The following is a 19,066-nucleotide window of genomic DNA, read 5'->3' on the forward strand; positions in this document are numbered from 1 at the left end:
CAAACTTATTTTTGAAGTTGCTCTTTTGCTGCTTCTACTTTTGAAAAGTCTAATCCTAACTCTTCAACCGCTTCTTTAATCAGCGCTGGATTTTGCATCACTTGTGCCATTAGCATTTGCAGTTTATCTTGTGGTAAACCTAGTTGGCTAATGGTTGCCATTGCTGCAAGAGGGTTTTGAGTTAATGTTTGGAAAATACTGTTGATCTGCTCATCACTAATATTATTCTCTTTCAACAACGCAATAATTGGATTCATGACACTACCTTTTTTGTAATCACTCAATGGAATAGGCACCAGTTTAACATTTGCTGACCCCTTGTTGCACCATCAATAAAAAAACCGTAAATAACAACGTTAAACGATGCTAAATACGGTTTTATCATGATCTTACTCAGCAGTTATCACAGTTAGTAATGACTAATGTATTGCCAATGACCATTACTTGGATCTGGTGATTCAGATGGCCAAGGGAAATAACCATAACTGGTGGTCTTTAAGCGGTAATAATGGGTTTTTCCATCATGGAAGTGATAATCATAAATATCACCAACATTGCCCCTTTTACCATTTTCGCCCCAGTTACCGAAACTGTCTTGTTTATACCAATCCAGTACTAATTGCTCAAATACCGCTTGGTTGGTACTCATTTCAAGTATTAACTGATTAAGCGAATTATCATCAGCTAAATATATCCAATCGCGATTTGAGGCTTTATTGGTTGGAAACTCACCACCTTGCGCTGGCGTTCTTTGAATAAAGTATTCGTTAACACCTTCAGCGGTTGGATTGATAAACACCGCGCTATTTGAACTATCCCAAGTCGTGGTGGTACGTTGATCCCATGTAAATAACGCTGACTGTTCAAAGTAATTTTTGACACGTTCAATATTTGACAAGTTTTGACGATTCAATTTAAGTGGATTGAAATCAAAATTGACATAAGATTCAGCTGAACCTAAGTATTTCCAATCATTATTACTGTGATGATCGGTTGGGAACTCACCTGCTGTGATTGTTTTCATTAAGAAATAATCACGGGTGTTAAGTTCAGTATTTATATGAACATAGACAGCACCAGCACGTTTACGTTTATGAGTCACACCGTTATTAAGTTCACCCTTGCCATAACGATCAGCAACCCAGAGGTCAAACTGATTCATCGTTTCAAAATCAAGGTTTTCTAAATCGCTTTGTTCAGTAAATAATGGTTGTGATTCAATAGCTAAATCATAACCTTGACCTTTACCTATTGTTAACGCTTTAGCTGGGTATTCGGTATTGGCCACAAAAGTACGGCTATCAACAGTTACACGGCCTAATGCATCAAAGTCGACTGTAGGTTGCTTGTCGGCAATTATTTGATCAAGATAACCAATAAATTCCCATTGATGGTTAGAACTACCAGAACCTGGGAAATACCAATACGTTGTCGTTTTTAATGCAAACAGTTCAACGCGTCCATTACGATAATATTCAAATACATCACCAATATTGCCTCGTCTATTATTGTCATCCCAATCATAGAAACTATCTTGATCGTAGTGAGCTAATAACTCATCACGTACAATTGTTTCAAGGCTAATTTGAGGACATTCTACGGTTACTGTCTGTGGGTTGCGATCACGCGCTAAGTTAAAATGCAGTTTATTACTTAAACCGCCATTTTTACGAGCCCCCTCAAGACCAATGATCTGCTGCGTATTATCGCCATAGGTAACGGTCGCCCAACATTGACCTGCAACAGGTCGTGGCAAATCATATACATTGCCAGAACTACCATATAGCGCCGGATAAATATAACTGGTATTAGTCTGCTGTGGATCATAAAAGCCCACCACAGTCATCACATCAACACCTTGCTGAACCGGTTTTAGCTTGGTCGTAGTTGCCACCGCTTCAAACTGTTGAGTCACAGCATTCCAATGGCTATAACCACTGGCTGATGTCGCATCAAGATAATCTTTACTCTCTAAATAGTGTTGAATACGCTTTGATGAGTACCCGGTAAATAATGGATAACTTGAAGTTGAGGAATCAAAACCACCGCCGCCCATTGGATCTGTGCCATAACCATAATAGGTTTTATACGGTGTAACCATGATATCGCCATAGGCATATTCACCGTCTACATTTGACCACCAATTAAGGTTGTCAGCCATATAACCACGGTACGCATCATAGCCCCAACCTGTGGTTGCTCCATGAGTTGCATTTGCATAACCACCAGGATAATGACCCATACTTAGCGCATGACCAATTTCATGAGTTACTTCATTGCCTGTGGTATTAGAAAGTAATACCATGCCATTACCGCCTGATAAGCCGTGAGTGTAATTACCCACCTCACCTTTATCATTTTTATAACGACCAATAGAGTGACCCATAACAATTGCTGGATAATTATCCGCTTGCCATTGGCTTGCCCCTGAACTCGCTACACCATAATTGGCATTTGCAATACCAAGCTGAATCAGAGACTTGGTAATATCTTCTCGCATATCACCACTGTGAACACCTGGTGATGCATAGTCACTATATTCAGTTTTTATATCACCATTAGACATCACAATTTTATCAAGTTTAATCGGCAAATAATGGCTGAACGTCATCGATGCCAGTGGAAAACGTTGAAATAATTCCGAGCCATAATGCGCGGTTTTGAGTTCAAGCGGTTTTGCGGCTGGCGGCTCAGTTAACATACCAATTCGAATCATAGGCAAATCAAGATGAGCTGGCGCTGCAAAATCAATATCATCAGCGGCTAATTCACCTCTTAACCCATTATAGGTTTCAAACTGTAAACTCAGCCCTTGTTCAACCCAATTCCATGGTAATACTGTTGTAAATGATCGTTTTGAATAAACAACATCTTTACGATCGTCTTGTTTAGCACGGTCTGATTCTAAAATTTGGAGAGGATTCGTCATTTGACGGCTTTCAAGTAACACGCCATCTTTATAAATTTTTAACTCAATGCTTTTTGGCTCGTGATTAACCATTGGTGTTAAAACTAATAAGGCTTCACGTTGAGAGACAATGCGTTGTTGATCTTTTTCAGCATTACCAGCAGGCTCTGCCGTTTGGTTTTGAATAAAACGTATTTGTGCCGCTAAATCACCATTAAGATGATTAACAATAGGTTGATCATCAATAAAACCATGGGCATCAATTAAAGCAGCATTGTAAGGTAAACAATCTTTGGTCGCGGTACTGACTAAATCTTTATCACCGACAAGATATTGCACATTACACTGCTTATCTTTATCCATATGCTCCATATAGTTATAACCAAATTGGTCATTATAAATATAAACGCCATCCATCTGGTTGACTAACTTCCACGGTGCTTGAATAAAATCAAACATTGCCTCAGCTGAACGATCTGCATAATCAAAACCATCCACAAAAGGCATAAAAGAAGGCAAATTATTGGGTGTTATTGAATATAAATAGCCATTGTATTTAAGAAAACGCTTGCCATCACGAATCTCAATATTGGTTGGATCTTCAATCAGTGTTTTAGTTTCAACTACTCGTTGCAATACTTTTGCTTTCATTTGCTCGAGTTGTTGCACAGCTTCCATCTGTGTACTCGAAGTCGCAAAACTTACGTTTGAATAACCGCATAACAATGCACTTATGGCCACAGTGATAGGTTTAACATTCATATATAATCCTTAATTATGATATCCATAACAAATATATATATGAAACTAATTTAATTCCAAATCGAATTATTAACCTTAATTCATCACTTTTATGAATAATGTCATTTTTGGACTCAATATCACATTTTAGTGTTCGTTATCAGCAAAATAATTCACTACTCATATATTTCATATCAATGTCGGTGGTGTAAACACCTAGTATTGATAATACTGCTTAGCATCTCTTACAACAGAAAAAGGAATAAAAGCACATCGCAGATAGCCAACAACAATATGACCTTTATAAAGCGTATTAATTTTATATTTAATTGACACGATATTAGCCATCATAAACCAACTACAAAGTAGTGCTAACAGGCTGCCATATAATATAAAAAGACTAAAATCAGAGATTAAAAAAATCAGGTTAATTATCAAAAGTGCTTTAGAAAGGGTAGATAATTTCGCTGATACGGAAGGAGATATTTTTTTCATAGAATACAATTTATCATTATTAAGATAGTCGTTAATAATAAACTTATTCCTAAGCGGTATAATGCGTATTTAATAAAAACATTTTTACCAACAAGTTATAATTTTCGATGCATATTCGTCCAACCACTGTGCTTAACTTTTGTTGCCTTCAAACTTAATTTCAACTAGTGAACCATCACCTTATAAAAATCTCCAATATCGAGATAAAAAAAAGCCGCTACACAATGAGCGGCTCAACAGAAATAGCTGGATTATTTATTGACTGGCGCTAATTTTAGCTCACCATTAGCAACCGCAATTCGATAGAGTTGGCCATTCACTTCATCACGAATGACAACACCGGCGCCTGCTTTATTGATTTTTATATCGTCTTGCATCCAACATGAACCATCAGCGGTCATCACACCTTGCGCCGCATTTCTATTGTATGTTTGACCATAAATAGAACTGATATTAAGTTTACCGTCGCGATCAAAGCCACTGTAAGTAATAACAATCGTTTTAATATTAGTGGCATTCATAAATCCAGTAACATTAGCTGTTTTTAATGTCTGCTGCGATGAATACACTGATTTCTTATGTCGATCATGTAAATCAATATCAATCTTAATCTTATCTGAGGTTAAATTATTATAACCAAGCGTACTACCAACCATATTAAAATGGTTAATCGCATTTTCTAGCGAAATCACCACCTTGTATTCATCACCAGCTTTCACTGACAATCGCACAGCAGATTCAGGATTAAAATCAAACATCGGTGCAAGATCGACTTTCGTATGAATATGACCATTCTTAAATAGCTTTACACGACAACCGGGACGATCGTTAATAAACGCTAAAAAGTTATCCAATTTAGGAATATAGCTATTGGTTAATGTCGAACCTACAGTTGGCGGTGATGATTCAGGCATTAGATTACGCCCCTGAAAACCTTCAGCAATAAAGGTGTTGAGCCCTGGGTTTGATTCATACACCAATGGTGATAAATCACTGCCATTTAAATGGCGTAGCGTCGCACCATATAACTCAACAATATTGCCAGCAGCTTCACCATAACCTGGCGGGAAAGTGTTTCCCCGTAAAAATTTGATGGTATTGGTAGCAGTTTTAGGTGCATCCCAACCCATAAGTTCAAATTTATTATTACGTCCTTCACAGACCAGAAAACTCTCAGTGCTGTAACGCGACCATTGGAAATCAAGACTAGCACAGGTGTTACCTGCAACTTCGCCACCAATCTTACCATTTGGTCGTAACAAGGGAGAGGTCACCGTAAATCCTTGGCGGAATCGACGCGCACACAAGTTATGTAACTTATTACCGTTAACCCATGTTATCCAACGATTAGGGGTAATATCATCAATCACAGCTTCTAAAACATAAGGTTGTTCAAAACCATCAACATAGATATCTGATACAAAATTACGCCATACATATTCATGCGCGCGTTGTTCTGTTAACCCCGCGGTCCAACTACCAGCTAACAATACTAAACCACGTCCGGTTAATTTGGTGCTATCTAGTACTTTACCATTGGAGAATGCTTGGTAATCAATCCATCCATTAAGAATATTTAGCTGTGATATTTTATTTTCAACACAACCTTTAGTTTTCCATTTACCATTAATTTTTTCTTTGGATGAAGTTAACATCACCATCGTTTTATCAAAGTAATCAAGCGATCGCGAACGTACAATAAAAGGATTACCAACTAAATTAACGTTATATTTACAAACAACACCTATAACATTACTACATAATTCTAATGTACCATCCCATTGCACATTAATATCTTTAAATTCGATGGTTTTATTAAACTGATAGGTTTTATTTGGGATCCATAATATAAGACCCCCTTTACGACATATTTCAGCAGCGTAATTTATCTTATCGCCCCAATCAGATAACGGTTTATAATGCTCAAGGTTATCAATCGAATAAAAACTTTGACCTTCAATACAAGGTTGTAAAAAGTATTTGTGTTTATTCACAATAACAAAGGTAGCATTTTCATCTATCTCATTGACGATACCATGACAAATAACACGATAAATTTTATCATTGATACGTAAACCATTATAGCCTTCAGGGATGGTGTCATTGACCGCTAAGTTACGACTAATCGGGTAGATTTTAAGGCCAGATACACTTTCAATGGCTTGATGATCTTGCGCTTCAGCCCAACCTTTATCAACCACCGTATTTTGAGGTCGTAAATCACTAACGGTTCCATCTGCCATTACTTGACAAAGTTTACAATAATAATGATGAACACCATCAGTATTAACATAATTCTTTAAATCTTTAGTTGAGGCAATAATATTAAATTTAGTATCTAAGCTCTCAGGATCATTATTATTATTGTAGGCATCTACATAAATATAAAAAGGCTTATTTGCAACGTCAATAATACGACTATGTTCTAATTCAATGCGGTGACCTGAAATATACGCCACCCCCGCCATAACTTTATATACACCTTCAAACGGTAATACCATAAAACCATTTTTAATAAACCAATCTTGACCTTGCTGATCAATAATGGCTTGTAATGCTGAATTTTCAACATTATTTAGTCGTTGATGTGCCACAAAATTAGGGCTTGCTGCCATCACGGCACTATTAGTTATTTGAGCAATATCATCATAACTCAAAATAAATGAGCGAATTAATGTATTGCCTTTAACTCCTGGGCCATCAACCGTTTTAGTGGTTAATTTAGGATAAGTAACGGCAATAATCGTGTCATATTCACTGCAATATAAACAGCTCCAGTTAAATTTAAATGGGCCAACATCACTATCAAGGGTTGTTGAAAGCGCAATTGCATTTTCAGATAATCGAATTTGTTGCTGAATTTTGGCATTATGAACAATATCATTAGGCTGTAATTGTTCATTTTCTGTAGGCGCTTTACCGAGGTTAGCTTTGTAAGCGAAAATCATTGAGTCAATCAGCAAGATTTTTTTTTCAGCTTGCATTTTAGCAATAAGTGCTCGACCTTTAGCAGTGATAATGACTTCTGGTTGATTTGAATGCTTCATTAAATCAAGTACATTAGTTTTATCAATCGCACCCGGAATAAACATACCAGCCGTAGCGCCGCCCGCTATCATTGTTGTATTTTTTAAAAAAGAACGGCGAGAAATGCCTTTGCTATTATCATTGCTTATTGAATCTACTTTACTCATTAACTTACCTACTATTTTGTATTAATAGCCCTTCGATTCATAGTTAATATATATAGAACCAAGTTCTATATTGTCACTAAAATGTATAAATAAAAGTAATTAAATACCGCTAAAATTATTATAGATTATTTATTACGATGGCGTTTTTTTCAATATAGCGAAAGTTATTGTTAAATACTACTGCGTTGAATTAATATTAACAATTATTGACATAGATTAATTAACACCATCAATTAAATATTATTGCTATAATAAAACAATCTTAATGTAGAGAATAAAAAAGGCGTATTATTAATACGCCTTTGGATAATCTTTATTTTAGCTTAATATTGATTAATATTTAATTCTACATCTAATACTGAAGCATAATCGCTATCACCATAGTTAGGGTATAGCATCAAGGTTAATGCACTTGAACGACGACCAATACGTGCTTTAAGTGGCGAGCTTTCGCTGTTATTACCAAAGCGATCTTTGCTATTAATCATAATTTCAAAGCTACTATCATTTTTAGTGGCATCCCATTGTGTTTGAGTCCATTTTTTAGTTGATGGATGGAAATAACCAATGGTGCATGTCTCTTTTTCTATATTGACATTACTAATTTCAATACGGGCATAGAAATCAAAACAGCCAGCTTTCGTGGTCATTGTGCCGTTATAGTCATGGGTTTTATTCTGCAAACAGCCGTTACTTGGGCGAGTAGCATTCATAAGTATAATTCCCGGTGTAGAGCCTGCGACTTCAGCATATGTCATACGGAACTTACCGGTTGTCATATCAACACCAAACACATTTTGCTGAATACGACCAAGTAATGCATTCTTCGCTGTTGAGCTATAATTACCCCCCATATCTAAACGAATAACCTTTGGTACTTTATTGCCAGCGACAAAAACATCGTGTCGTGGCGTCACATCATTTTGAGTTGAATTCACAATGTGAACTCGGTTATTCAATGTAAGCTGATTAATAATACAGTCTTGTGGTTTAAAATTAGCGCCTGAATTACAAGTCAATTGCAGCTCTTTAAGGCAATTTGCTGTAATATCATTATTACTAATATCAATGATATAGCCTCCATTACGATGCTGGCGCATATCACGAATGTTAATATAAGCTAATTTACCAGCGGTATTATTAGGTGTGTAAACACGGTTACCTTTAAATATCGCACGGCGGTTAACCATTTGGTTATCACTTGAATACTTACTGTTATCCCACCAATTGACAGTAAGGAATGTAAAGGCACCTGACATACGACCATCACTGTTATAACCGTTATCTGGTGACTCAAAATCACAATCGGTTATTTCATAGCTACCAACAATCTGAGTCGATATATCCGCTGTACGTAACAATTTAGGCAACCAACACTTCACATTACGAATAATAATTGACTCAGCAGGCTCACTACCATAATTAACACTGTCATCCCAAGGCGCACCTGGCTCTGGCGAGTATGAAATAAATGTTCCTTGAGTATTATCAACAGTAACACCGAAATCGGCTTCCATATCACTAAAGAAATTCTCTTCAAAGCGGTGCTCTATATTGTTAATCAATGCATTACGTACTTTTTTCAAGAATATACAGGTATTGGTACTACCATCAGACTTAAAGTTATACATATTCACGGTTTCACAATCACGCATTTCAGCACGAATACCACCAAGATAAACCGGTGACAACGCTCGAGCACCGTTATTATTTGCATGTGGACGAACTTTAACACCACGAATACGCGCATTGGTAAAGATTAAACGGTTACCTTCCCACAATAACGATGTGATATAAGCACCGGAGTTATTATCTTCACCCGCCCAAAAATCAGCACTATTTTCCCAATCAAGACCTTCAACCACCATATTACGCATTGCTTTTTGTACATCTAAATACCACGGGTGGGTATTGGTAATACCACCAGAGTAAAGACCTCGGCTACAATTTCGCATAACCACATTTCTAAATACAATGCGCTCATAAGGAAACTGATTAGCCCCTAAAAATGCCTGGTGGCGTGAGTTAGTTAGCGTCAGATTATCGAAAATAACTTCACCAAAACCAGCATAATCACCTTTAAAGGTATAGGTTGATGAATTAGGATTACCTTTAGTTGGATGCTGCTCTTTACCTAAGAATTTGTAACGGAAGCTACCATCATAATTACAATCACGTGAAATAATGCCACGGTAACCACCCCAACCATCACCTTCAATAAAATTCAGTTTACCGGTTGTCACATGGTAACAATTAGTTTCATAGTAATATGGCATTTCTGCAACGTTAGGCATCGTCATCGCACTTAAACAATCGTCACCATTAGTTGTTATTGATGAACCTACCCAGTGGATCTTTTTACCTAAACAACCATGAAACTCTAAGCCATAGCGAATAACAATTTCACCACCAGTCGTATCGAAATACACATTATCGGTAAATGCTAATCGCACCACTTGCTTAGCTGCTGCATTTTTTAATATCGAGGCATTAGCGGCGGCTTTTTTAGCATCATTATAAACAATACCCATTGAGCTAGCTTCAACCCATAACGGTTTATCAACGCCAACATTGTCATTAGGTACGGAAGTTACTTGCGTCCAATTACCATTTTCACGCACATATTGTTTATTATCATGAGGAGCGTCGCTGATAGCCTCTGTCCAAGTGCCATCACTACGCATATTATAAACCAAACCTGGTTGGCTATTAGTTAATGCGACAGCTGCACCTACTTGCTCTGCTGTTGGGCAATTATTTTCATGGAAAAACTTTACAAACTCACGACTAGGGAGTGTTTTTTTACTGCCACTACGGAAACCAATATCTTCATTATCATAACCACTCAATATTTGAATAGCTGTATCAGCCCCAGGCGAAACCAGTGATAACATATTGCCATAGGTAGCCCATGATGGAATATTCGGCTGTGATGAACCGCCAAGTCTCATTGTGGTACTATCAGTAGGAAAAGTATTAATATTAATATTGCCATCAACAATAGCAGTAATATAATTTTCCGTGTTTAATGTAGTATTTTTTAGGTTCTTATTAATCTCAGTAGACATGCTAAATTCCTTTATATTATATTTGATTTTTTATTTTTTGTTTTTCATACCAATGAAGATAATCATCGACTTGTTTAGCACAATTAGACAATGCGTTTTTTAATCGAGGTAAATCTTCTGCAATAGTTTGTGCTGGTGTTTTTCCTATCATTTTAGGTTTATTACATGCCGTAATTAACCAAGGTTCTGGTAATACCTTAATAATCTCCACTCGCGTTGGTTCAATACGGTTGCTGCAACCAATCAATAACATCATCAGGCCAGTTGTTATGATATTTTTCTTTTTCATACAATAGGTTATTTAAAGTCTCTGTTGTAACAACACTATCCTCATCTTGTTTGAGTCTACGTTGTTCCCGCTGTAATAATAAATCATTATTTTCTTCTTTTTGATCTTCTAATAATTTAAACGTTTCTGTATGTGACTTATTTATTTTAATAGCTTCATTTCGATCAATAATAAGAGATTCTAATTTACGATCCATATATTCATTTTTAACTAATAAAACCAAAATAACTGATAATAATAATATTCGCATGAATGAATATCCTATTCAATACACCGTAAATATTCTGACTTCCGTCTTTTCACTAAGCCCTGTAACTTTTTACCTCCACCATAAACCCAGTGAGATAATTGCAAACAGGCATGTGAAAACTTTCCAGCTCTTACATAGGTGGATATTTTTGTTGCTGTAAGATCTTTATTTTTTAGAAACCGTGTACATCCAGTATTAAAGATAAATGATGTTAAAGCATCATACTGTCCTTGCGTAATATTATTTTTCCCTAGAATATTATTTAAACAAGATTCTGCTTGCTGAATATTTAACACCCAATCTCTTGCTACTTGTTCATTATCTATTATATCAGTGGTTATATTATGAATATTGCCAATACCATTTGTTTTATAACCAGCAGGACAACGATAACTATCTAACCTACAACCTTCATAGTCTCCTATTAATTTTAATCCTTTTGGTGTTAATTTTAATTTTCCTTGGCTTTCGCCAGCAATAACAACATTCCCGATTGGTAATGTACTATTCCCTATTCCACCATCACCAAAAAGTGCTATCACTGCAGTAATTGAGCATAAAATTGGTTTTAATTTATTCATAAATGGACACTCCTCTTTCGCGAGCAATTTGTTGCATAATTTTCTTATGCCAATAACTCAACGATAAAGCGAAGACTCCCATACAGAATGAAACAATTAAAGACCAAGCTTCTATTGTCATGAATTGAAAATGGCCGATGATAACAAAAACCACGAACACCATTTTATTTACTAGCCAATCCAATAACTCATACATCTTATAATTCCTTGTTTATTTGAAGTAAATAGGGATTTTTCCCCAATATCTATCTCCAATGATGTAAGTCTCAATATTGGTATTTCCGGTTACTCCAGTGGGTTACTTGATGAGATGAGTATCATTCATTTGATAAGATAATGCATCAATTGTCGTTATGAGCAATTCGGAAAAGAGTGAAAATCCGAATGAATCCGAATTTCAATTGCCCATTTGATATGAGGGTAGTGTTTTTATGACAGAATTAAGCAATTAACTGACATCTCATTCACTAAAATGCAGCAGATCGAGGTTAATAGCGGTAGGTAATCCCTATCATTCCCATAAAAGCAAAAATCTAAGCTTATCTATATCGAGCTAAAGGCTCACAATATTTTAGCTCTTTGTGGGTAATGACATTGTTTATATCAATGATTCTTGAATTTTTGCCTTCAATATTAAATAGGTAATTCAAATGGCAATGCGTATTCATTGTACTCAGTGTGGCGAAAAAGCACGTATTAATAAAACAAACTGGTTTTCAAATGCAGCAGCAGATTTATATTGTTCATGTTCAGATCCTGAATGTGGACATACTTTTGTGATGTCTTTAGGCTTTAGTCATACCATCAGTCCATCTGCTAAAAACGTAAATGAACTTGTTATTGCTTTAGTTAAAACAATGCCACCAGAAAAAGTGAAAGAACTTCATCAAATGCTAACAATATAAAATTATGCGGAACGTTATTCGTTCCGCTTTAATGCTGTTTATAACTGCAATCATATTTTGTAACAGTGATTGTAAAGGCAACAGGCAGAATCATTACTTTTAGGAAGTATAAAATTTACCTTTACATCAACCTGCTAAATCAATCTCACCAAGAAAATCGAAATGCATAATACTTGATATAAACGAGTCAAATATGTCAAATATATCCCTCACAATATGCTATAAGTTTCATCTTTCAACCAAGTATTAGTAAATTTACATACCAACATATAAACTAAATGTATAATTAACCAATAATATATTGATACTGCATTATGCCGCACCTTTGTTACTGATGTGTTAGTTACACTATTAGATACTTAATCTGTTGTTATCCCATTACTTTGATATGGTTAATCGCCCAAAATGAAACCTAATTCGACACATAAATCTCATGTTACGACTCTTTCTTCTTACCAGTATCTTGGTGGTAAAGCCGTTACATCAAAATTATGTTCAGTATTAGACATTGATGAATATCAAGATCTTGCTGATGTATTTAATATTCCACGCGGTACAGTATCAACATGGCACTCTCGAGAAACGACACCATTTGAAATAGCGATTCGTTCCCACCTTGCAACAGGCGTATCACTACATTGGCTATTATTAAATGAGGGAGAAGCATTTCCTCATCTCAATACCTCAATGACAAAAGCTGACTCAGACACATTAATAGTGCCTCATTATCAATTAAAATCAGGCCAGCTTACGCCATTACCCGCTTTATCTTTCGATCAAACATTACTTAAACAATCGAATAATGAACCGCCCTTATTAATGGCATTGCAAACTACGACAGCGACGTTGATCATTGACAAAAGTGATATCTTACCAATTAGTGGTAATTACCTGATTAGCATTGACCAGTTATTATCAATTAATGATATTCAACGTTTACCCGCCAAACAACTGGCATTACATTATGGTCAATCTTCAATCACGCTTGCACAAGATGATATTGAGGTTATAGGCAAAGTTATTATCTCTATTGATCATATTTAACTATTATCAACACCATTATTTAATAACAACAAATAAAAAAGGCGATTCGAAGATCGCCTTTTATGCATTTAAATCAATCTAATACTATTTATGCTTTTTGAACTTCAAGTTCTAGCATTTCTTCTTTCTGTTTTAGAATATCATTAAAGACTATTCGTGCTTCTTGAGCTAATTCAGAAGCTTCAAGCTTAGCTTCTTTCGCTGCCATTGCCTCAGAAGTTAGACGGTGCAATTCTTCAGCTAATTCTTGAGGAACTTCACCCGCATCAGCACCACTCGCTAACGCTTGTGCTCGAATTGTTTTCTTAATTTTCCAAATAGCATTGAGTGCATCACGCTCAGCATCAGCAGCTTCAATCGCCGCATCTTTTAGTTGTTCAAACTTTGCTAGCGCCATACCTTCTTTTGACCATGGATCAACATCAGGTAGTTCTTCAATATTGATCACTGGATCTTCGTAACCATTTTGGTGACTCAAATCAAGCGATGCTGCTTTTACTGCTGAAATCATTAACATAACGGTAATGAACAACAATGGTAAACCACCAACAATTGCTGCTGTTTGCAGTGTGGCTAGGCCTCCCATAAACATCAATACAGATGGCATAAATGACATTGCAAATGCCCAGAACAAACGGTTCCAACGCATAGGTTCTTCTGTTACATCATTTTGAACAACAGAAGCAAGAATATATGAAATAGAGTCAAACGTTGTTGCTGTAAAAATCAAACATAATAGCGTAAATACAGCGATTACAAGCGTACTAAATGGTAATTGCTCAAGAATAGAGAAGATTGCTTTGGTTGCACCTTCTGCATTCAAAATACCAACCACGTCAAGCGCACCTGATAATTGTAACGATAAACCGTAGTTACCCAAAACCATGAAGAACAGGAAGCAACCCATAGAGCCAAAGAAGATAGAACCTGTCACCATTTGCTTAATTGTACGACCGCGTGAAATACGTGCGATAAATAAGCCCATACTTGGTGCAAACACTAACCACCATGCCCAGTAGAAAATAGTCCAATCTTGTGGGAAGTGCGTATCTTCAAAGGTACCGTAGCCACCAAAAGGTTCAGCCCACGTTGCCATAATAAAGAAGTTAGAAAGCATACGACCTAATGAATCTAAGCCCGTTTCTAACATAAAGATCGTCGGTCCAGCAGCTAAAATAAAGGCCAATAAACCTAACGCGCCCCAGAAGTTGATATTACTTAATACCTTAATGCCTTTTTCCATACCCGCATAAGCAGAATAACCAAAAATACAAGTACATAAAAGAAGAACAATAATTTGAGTTTCTGTATTTTTAGGTGTACCAAAAAGGTAATGTGCGCCTTCAGTTATCAATGGTGCGGCTAAACCTAATGTTGTAGCACCACCACCTAATAAACCAAAAATAAACAGTACATCAATTACTTTACCTACCCAGCCGTGACTGCGTGCTTCACCAATTACAGGCATTAATGCAGCTGATACTTTCAATACAGGCTGTTTACGAACATAAAAGAAATAAGCAATTGGCACTGCTGGTACAAGGTAAATACACCATGCAATAGGACCCCAGTGGAAAACACCATAGGTTGCAGCCCAACGTACAGCTTCTTCGCTACCAGGTGCTAATTGGAATGGTGGACTTTGGTAATAATAAGCCCATTCGATAGCACCCCAGTAAAGAATACTTGCACCGATACCACCACAAAATAACATTGCAGCCCATGATGCCGTCTTAAACTCTGGTTCTTCATCAGCATCGCCCAATTTAATTTGGCCAATATCAGAAAAAACAATGTAAATCATAAAAAAGAAAGCAGCCATACCTAGTGCTAAATATAAAAAGCCTAGTTTGTCTGTCATAAAGGTTTTAGCGACAGCAATCCATTCTGCGCCTTCTTTTGGGAATAAAAGTAGTGGAACAACCACTGAGATCAACATTGCTAATGCACCAAAAAATGTTGGCTTATCAATTAGCTCGAAATTTTTACGTAATGTACTCAAACGATATCCTTACTGCTATATATCATCCATGAAAAGTTACATATATGATGTTCTTTTAACACTAAAGACACAAATAATTTCTATTATGGTAATGATAAAATTTTTTGATACAAGACTGAAAAAGCCCTGTTTAAGTAAAAAAATCAACTATCTGGTGCATTAACAATCAAAGTTAACGTTCTACAGTTACAAATAGAAACAAATAAATACATTGGTATCGATCTCAATATAAATTTATATATTGCATATTGATAATTTTTAAGCGATAAATATTAAACAAGTCCCATATTATTAACCAAATATAAGTTCAGTTACCGTTTCATCGCTAATGTTTATAAGCTTAGAGTTTATAATGTATAACATACCCATTCTCTATCATTTGAATATCATCATTATAAATTTAGTTTTTTTATCACTGTAAATGGCCGTATTAATAACCTAAAAATAATAGTCGTTTCAGTTAGATTCTATTTATCAATAAAATAAAAAATAGCAGTAATACGACAATAAAAAACAAAAAATGAGATTTAGTTACAATAATAGGAACTATTTTTAGTGTCTTATTATAAAAGTTAAGTACAATAGGCAAAATTACTTTTATTTAGAATTAATAACATGATTGAAACTCTTTTAAATCTACGCTCTTTGAGAGCTCAAGCGCGTGAAATGTCTATTGAAGATCTGCAAGAAGGCCTACAAAAGTTCACTCAAGTCGTTGAAGAACGCCGTGTGGAAGAAGAAGCAGCTAAAGCAGAAAATAAAGAACAAGAAGCCAAACTGCAGAAATACCGTGATATGCTTGCAGCTGAAGGTATTACACCTGAAGAATTAATTGCATTAATTGGCGATAGCCCAAAAACAAAGAAAAAGCGTGCTGCTCGTCCAGCTAAATACAAATTCGTTGATGAAAATGGCGATGAGAAGACGTGGACAGGTCAAGGCCGCACACCTAAAGCACTACAACAATTGCTTGATAATGGCGATGCTCTAGCTAGCTTTGAAATTTAATACATCATCTACTTATATTAAGTAGATGATATTAAGTAAATGCCAAAAAACGCTCATTGTATTTCATAATGAGCGTTTTTTTATATCAATGGTTTTAAACCAATAAAGCAGTACGGGACAATAGCTATAATCTATTAAAAGTTACTTATTTTCTGCCGCTTGCTGCTCTGGTGTATCATTACGTGTTGTAAACAACTTATAGCTCATAATTATAATAACCAGTGCTTTAATGATCATCATCTGTGGGTTGCCAAAATAACCGACCATACCAACAAAACCTGATAGCAACATCAATAATCGATATTTTTTTAACTCGGTCATATATAGTGCGATAACAATCACACCAAGATCAACAAACTGTAATCCAACGGCTAACGTTGGCTCAGCAATAAAAGCATGAACGGCAACATAAACAATATAGGATATGCCAGCAATCATTACTGCAGCTAATAATTGAATAATAATCTTTGCTGTTTGAGTAAAATCTTTAAAATATCGATATAAATTAATAGCTGTAACCGATAAGTTAAGGATAACCTTTGGCCACCATCCCATCAATATAGACCATATTGTATCATTCGCTGCAGAAGCAAAAGCTGCATAACGAGTAACTTTCATGGTGTTAAATATTGTAATTAATATATAAAACACCACTGATGTCCATCCTAAGATATCTTTTAACAGATCAATCACAGCAACATCTCTCAACATACCATTAACGATTAATGGTGATTATAATAGTTTATGACATTAATATTTAATGTATATCCATATATAAAATGGAATAACACAAAATTTATAGTGAATAGTATCATATGACTATATATTATTACATCAAGGTATAATGCTAATTTACTCTTTTATATCGCATAGCTATCAAGTACTTGCTATATTTCCCTTCATTAGCACTATTAGACTAATTACATTGTTTAGGTTCTGGTTCTTATCTCTCAACACATAAAAAAGCTGCTAAATAATTAGCAGCTTTTTTATGTGTCAATATTATTTCCGTTTACTATTAATTATCTAAAAAGTACTCATTACTAAAGTTTGATTGACACATAGCTAACACCGAAGCAACCAACCTTAAGGCCATATTGATTGACTCATCAGATTCATCACAACTACGTAAAAGCGTAATATGATTACTTAAACAACTGTAACCTTTATTAACGAGACAAGCTGCAATACAGGCGTAGTAATAACTTGTTTTATCTTCAACATCTAATTCTTTTAATGGTGTTAACTGCATTGCATTAGAAATATTACAATTTAAATCAATACTATGCATAGCCATATAATAAGCATTCGTCGCAGCCATCCTTACAACTGCATGATGAATATCTTGACGCTGATTGGGCGTCACCTCACCAACGAGATGTTGAATCATGCGTAATACATTCTTATTCTGACAAGCTAGTGCTGCCGCATAAACAATAGATTGCATTCTGTTAGTCGATAATAATGATTGCCGAGATATTAATGCATTAAGTAATTCTGAATGTTCACATGTTTCATCGGTAATTGGCATAACAACACTCCTAAAATTATGAATAATAAAGATTGATCGCTATTCATAATTTTATAATATGCTTCTTAGATAAAACTTCAATCTGCAGATATGGAGCATAACTGTGTATTTATGATCGCTATTGTATATCACAAATATAAAAAAAGGATGATAGCAATCATCCTTATTATCTATATATCATCATGGTTTATGCTGATACTGAAAACAACATTTCCATATCATAGTTATCGTTAACTAAAGAACGCTTTAATCGCGTCAGATTTTTTATTTGTAATTGACGAATCCGTTCACGAGTTAACCCTACAGCATCAGCGACTTCTTGTAATGTTTGTGGCTCGTATCCCAATAACCCAAAACGGCGGCAAATGATTTCACGATCGCGTTCACTTAATTTAGACAATACTTTTTTAGTAATCACTTGCATGTCATTGGTTTCTAATTCTTTATCTAGCTTGGCGTTTTCATCAGCGACAAAATACGATAACGAATGATTATCGTCGTCATTCAATGTTTGTTCAAAAGATAAAACATTCAAATTATTTGTCATTAAAGATGAAACTTCACTTACGTCGCGCTTCAAGTAATCAGCGATCTCTTCCGGAGATGGCTCATTATTATTTTTAGACATTAAATCGCGATGAGCACGTAAGATAGTATTAACTTCTTTTGATACATGAACGGGTAATCGAATAGTACGACTTTGATTATGGATTGCACGCTCAATCGTTTGTTTTATCCACCATGATGCATAAGTAGAAAACCGAAAACCTTTCTCTGGATCAAATTTCTCAACAGCAGTAATTAAACCAATGTTTCCTTCATCAATTAAATCACTCAATAATAACGTCGACGCTCTATATTTTTTGGCTAAACTAACAACCAGTCTCAAGTTTGACTCAATAAGAACACGTTTAGCATTTTCATCACCAAGTAATGATTTGCGACTATAAAGGATTTCATCAGATTTAGTTAACAACGGCTTAAGTGATATCTCATTAAGATAAAGACGAACCACGTCATTCTCAAATACTACTTCTTTCATACCTCATC

14 protein-coding genes are annotated in these 19,066 nt (G+C 35.5%); 3 read left to right on the plus strand and 11 right to left on the minus strand.

The genetic code is table 11. The features are described from left to right. Nucleotides 1–5 precede the first annotated feature (5 nt). From PAND9192_RS09240 to PAND9192_RS09275, 7 genes are all read right to left on the minus strand, one after another. Entirely contained in the window at nt 6–257 is a 252-nt protein-coding gene (locus PAND9192_RS09240; RefSeq protein WP_036791291.1) for a DUF2999 family protein, read from the minus strand. Nucleotides 258–409: 152 nt separating this feature from the next. Continuing rightward, nucleotides 410–3,670 (minus strand): M66 family metalloprotease, encoded by a 3,261-nt coding sequence (locus tag PAND9192_RS09245; protein ID WP_087853568.1) that lies wholly within the window; start codon nt 3,668–3,670, stop codon nt 410–412. Between the two features lie 725 nt (nt 3,671–4,395). Beyond that, nucleotides 4,396–7,338, minus strand: a complete 2,943-nt coding sequence (locus PAND9192_RS09255) for a phage tail-collar fiber domain-containing protein (RefSeq protein ID WP_087853570.1) — start codon at nt 7,336–7,338, stop codon at nt 4,396–4,398. 323 nt (nt 7,339–7,661) lie between these two features. Further along, nucleotides 7,662–10,406 carry a hypothetical protein gene (locus PAND9192_RS09260; RefSeq protein WP_087853571.1) on the minus strand — a complete coding sequence of 915 codons (2,745 nt, stop codon included), beginning with the start codon at nt 10,404–10,406 and terminating at the stop codon, nt 7,662–7,664. A 16-nt stretch (nt 10,407–10,422) separates the two neighbouring features. After that, nucleotides 10,423–10,695, minus strand: coding sequence for an Rz1-like lysis system protein LysC (gene lysC, locus PAND9192_RS09265; RefSeq protein WP_144018096.1), 273 nt, complete (start codon nt 10,693–10,695; stop codon nt 10,423–10,425). Beyond that, nucleotides 10,628–10,945 (minus strand): hypothetical protein, encoded by a 318-nt coding sequence (locus PAND9192_RS09270; protein WP_087853573.1) that lies wholly within the window; start codon nt 10,943–10,945, stop codon nt 10,628–10,630. The genes lysC and PAND9192_RS09270 overlap by 68 nt, the downstream gene beginning before the upstream one ends. A gap of 11 nt (nt 10,946–10,956) precedes the next feature. Next, nucleotides 10,957–11,526: a lysozyme gene (locus tag PAND9192_RS09275; RefSeq protein ID WP_087853574.1), complete on the minus strand. Its 570-nt coding sequence runs from the start codon at nt 11,524–11,526 to the stop codon at nt 10,957–10,959. A 656-nt stretch (nt 11,527–12,182) separates the two neighbouring features. Here PAND9192_RS09275 and PAND9192_RS09285 point away from each other — a divergent pair. Continuing rightward, a complete protein-coding gene (locus tag PAND9192_RS09285) occupies nt 12,183–12,431 on the plus strand; it encodes an Ogr/Delta-like zinc finger protein (protein ID WP_036792931.1) in 249 nt (82 codons plus the stop codon). Nucleotides 12,432–12,836: 405 nt separating this feature from the next. Next, on the plus strand, nt 12,837–13,475 hold the full coding sequence (locus PAND9192_RS09290) for a helix-turn-helix domain-containing protein (RefSeq protein ID WP_087853575.1): 639 nt from the start codon (nt 12,837–12,839) through the stop codon (nt 13,473–13,475). Nucleotides 13,476–13,563: 88 nt separating this feature from the next. Here the strand turns inward: PAND9192_RS09290 and PAND9192_RS09295 are convergent, their stop codons facing one another. Beyond that, on the minus strand, nt 13,564–15,477 hold the full coding sequence (locus tag PAND9192_RS09295; protein ID WP_087853576.1) for a BCCT family transporter: 1,914 nt from the start codon (nt 15,475–15,477) through the stop codon (nt 13,564–13,566). A gap of 606 nt (nt 15,478–16,083) precedes the next feature. Here PAND9192_RS09295 and PAND9192_RS09300 point away from each other — a divergent pair. Then, nucleotides 16,084–16,485 carry an H-NS family histone-like protein gene (locus PAND9192_RS09300; protein ID WP_036791321.1) on the plus strand — a complete coding sequence of 134 codons (402 nt, stop codon included), beginning with the start codon at nt 16,084–16,086 and terminating at the stop codon, nt 16,483–16,485. Between the two features lie 141 nt (nt 16,486–16,626). On the opposite strand, the gene PAND9192_RS09305 is transcribed toward PAND9192_RS09300, so the two are convergent. From PAND9192_RS09305 to rpoS, 3 genes are all read right to left on the minus strand, one after another. After that, nucleotides 16,627–17,178, minus strand: coding sequence for a hypothetical protein (locus PAND9192_RS09305; RefSeq protein WP_174545311.1), 552 nt, complete (start codon nt 17,176–17,178; stop codon nt 16,627–16,629). A gap of 325 nt (nt 17,179–17,503) precedes the next feature. Continuing rightward, nucleotides 17,504–18,016, minus strand: a complete 513-nt coding sequence (locus PAND9192_RS09310) for a hypothetical protein (RefSeq protein ID WP_087853577.1) — start codon at nt 18,014–18,016, stop codon at nt 17,504–17,506. A gap of 187 nt (nt 18,017–18,203) precedes the next feature. After that, nucleotides 18,204–19,058, minus strand: coding sequence for an RNA polymerase sigma factor RpoS (gene rpoS / locus PAND9192_RS09315; RefSeq protein WP_087853578.1), 855 nt, complete (start codon nt 19,056–19,058; stop codon nt 18,204–18,206). Nucleotides 19,059–19,066: the final 8 nt, after the last annotated feature.

Origin of the sequence: Photobacterium andalusiense (genome assembly GCF_900185625.1) — a bacterium.
GTDB lineage: Bacteria > Pseudomonadota > Gammaproteobacteria > Enterobacterales > Vibrionaceae > Photobacterium > Photobacterium aquimaris.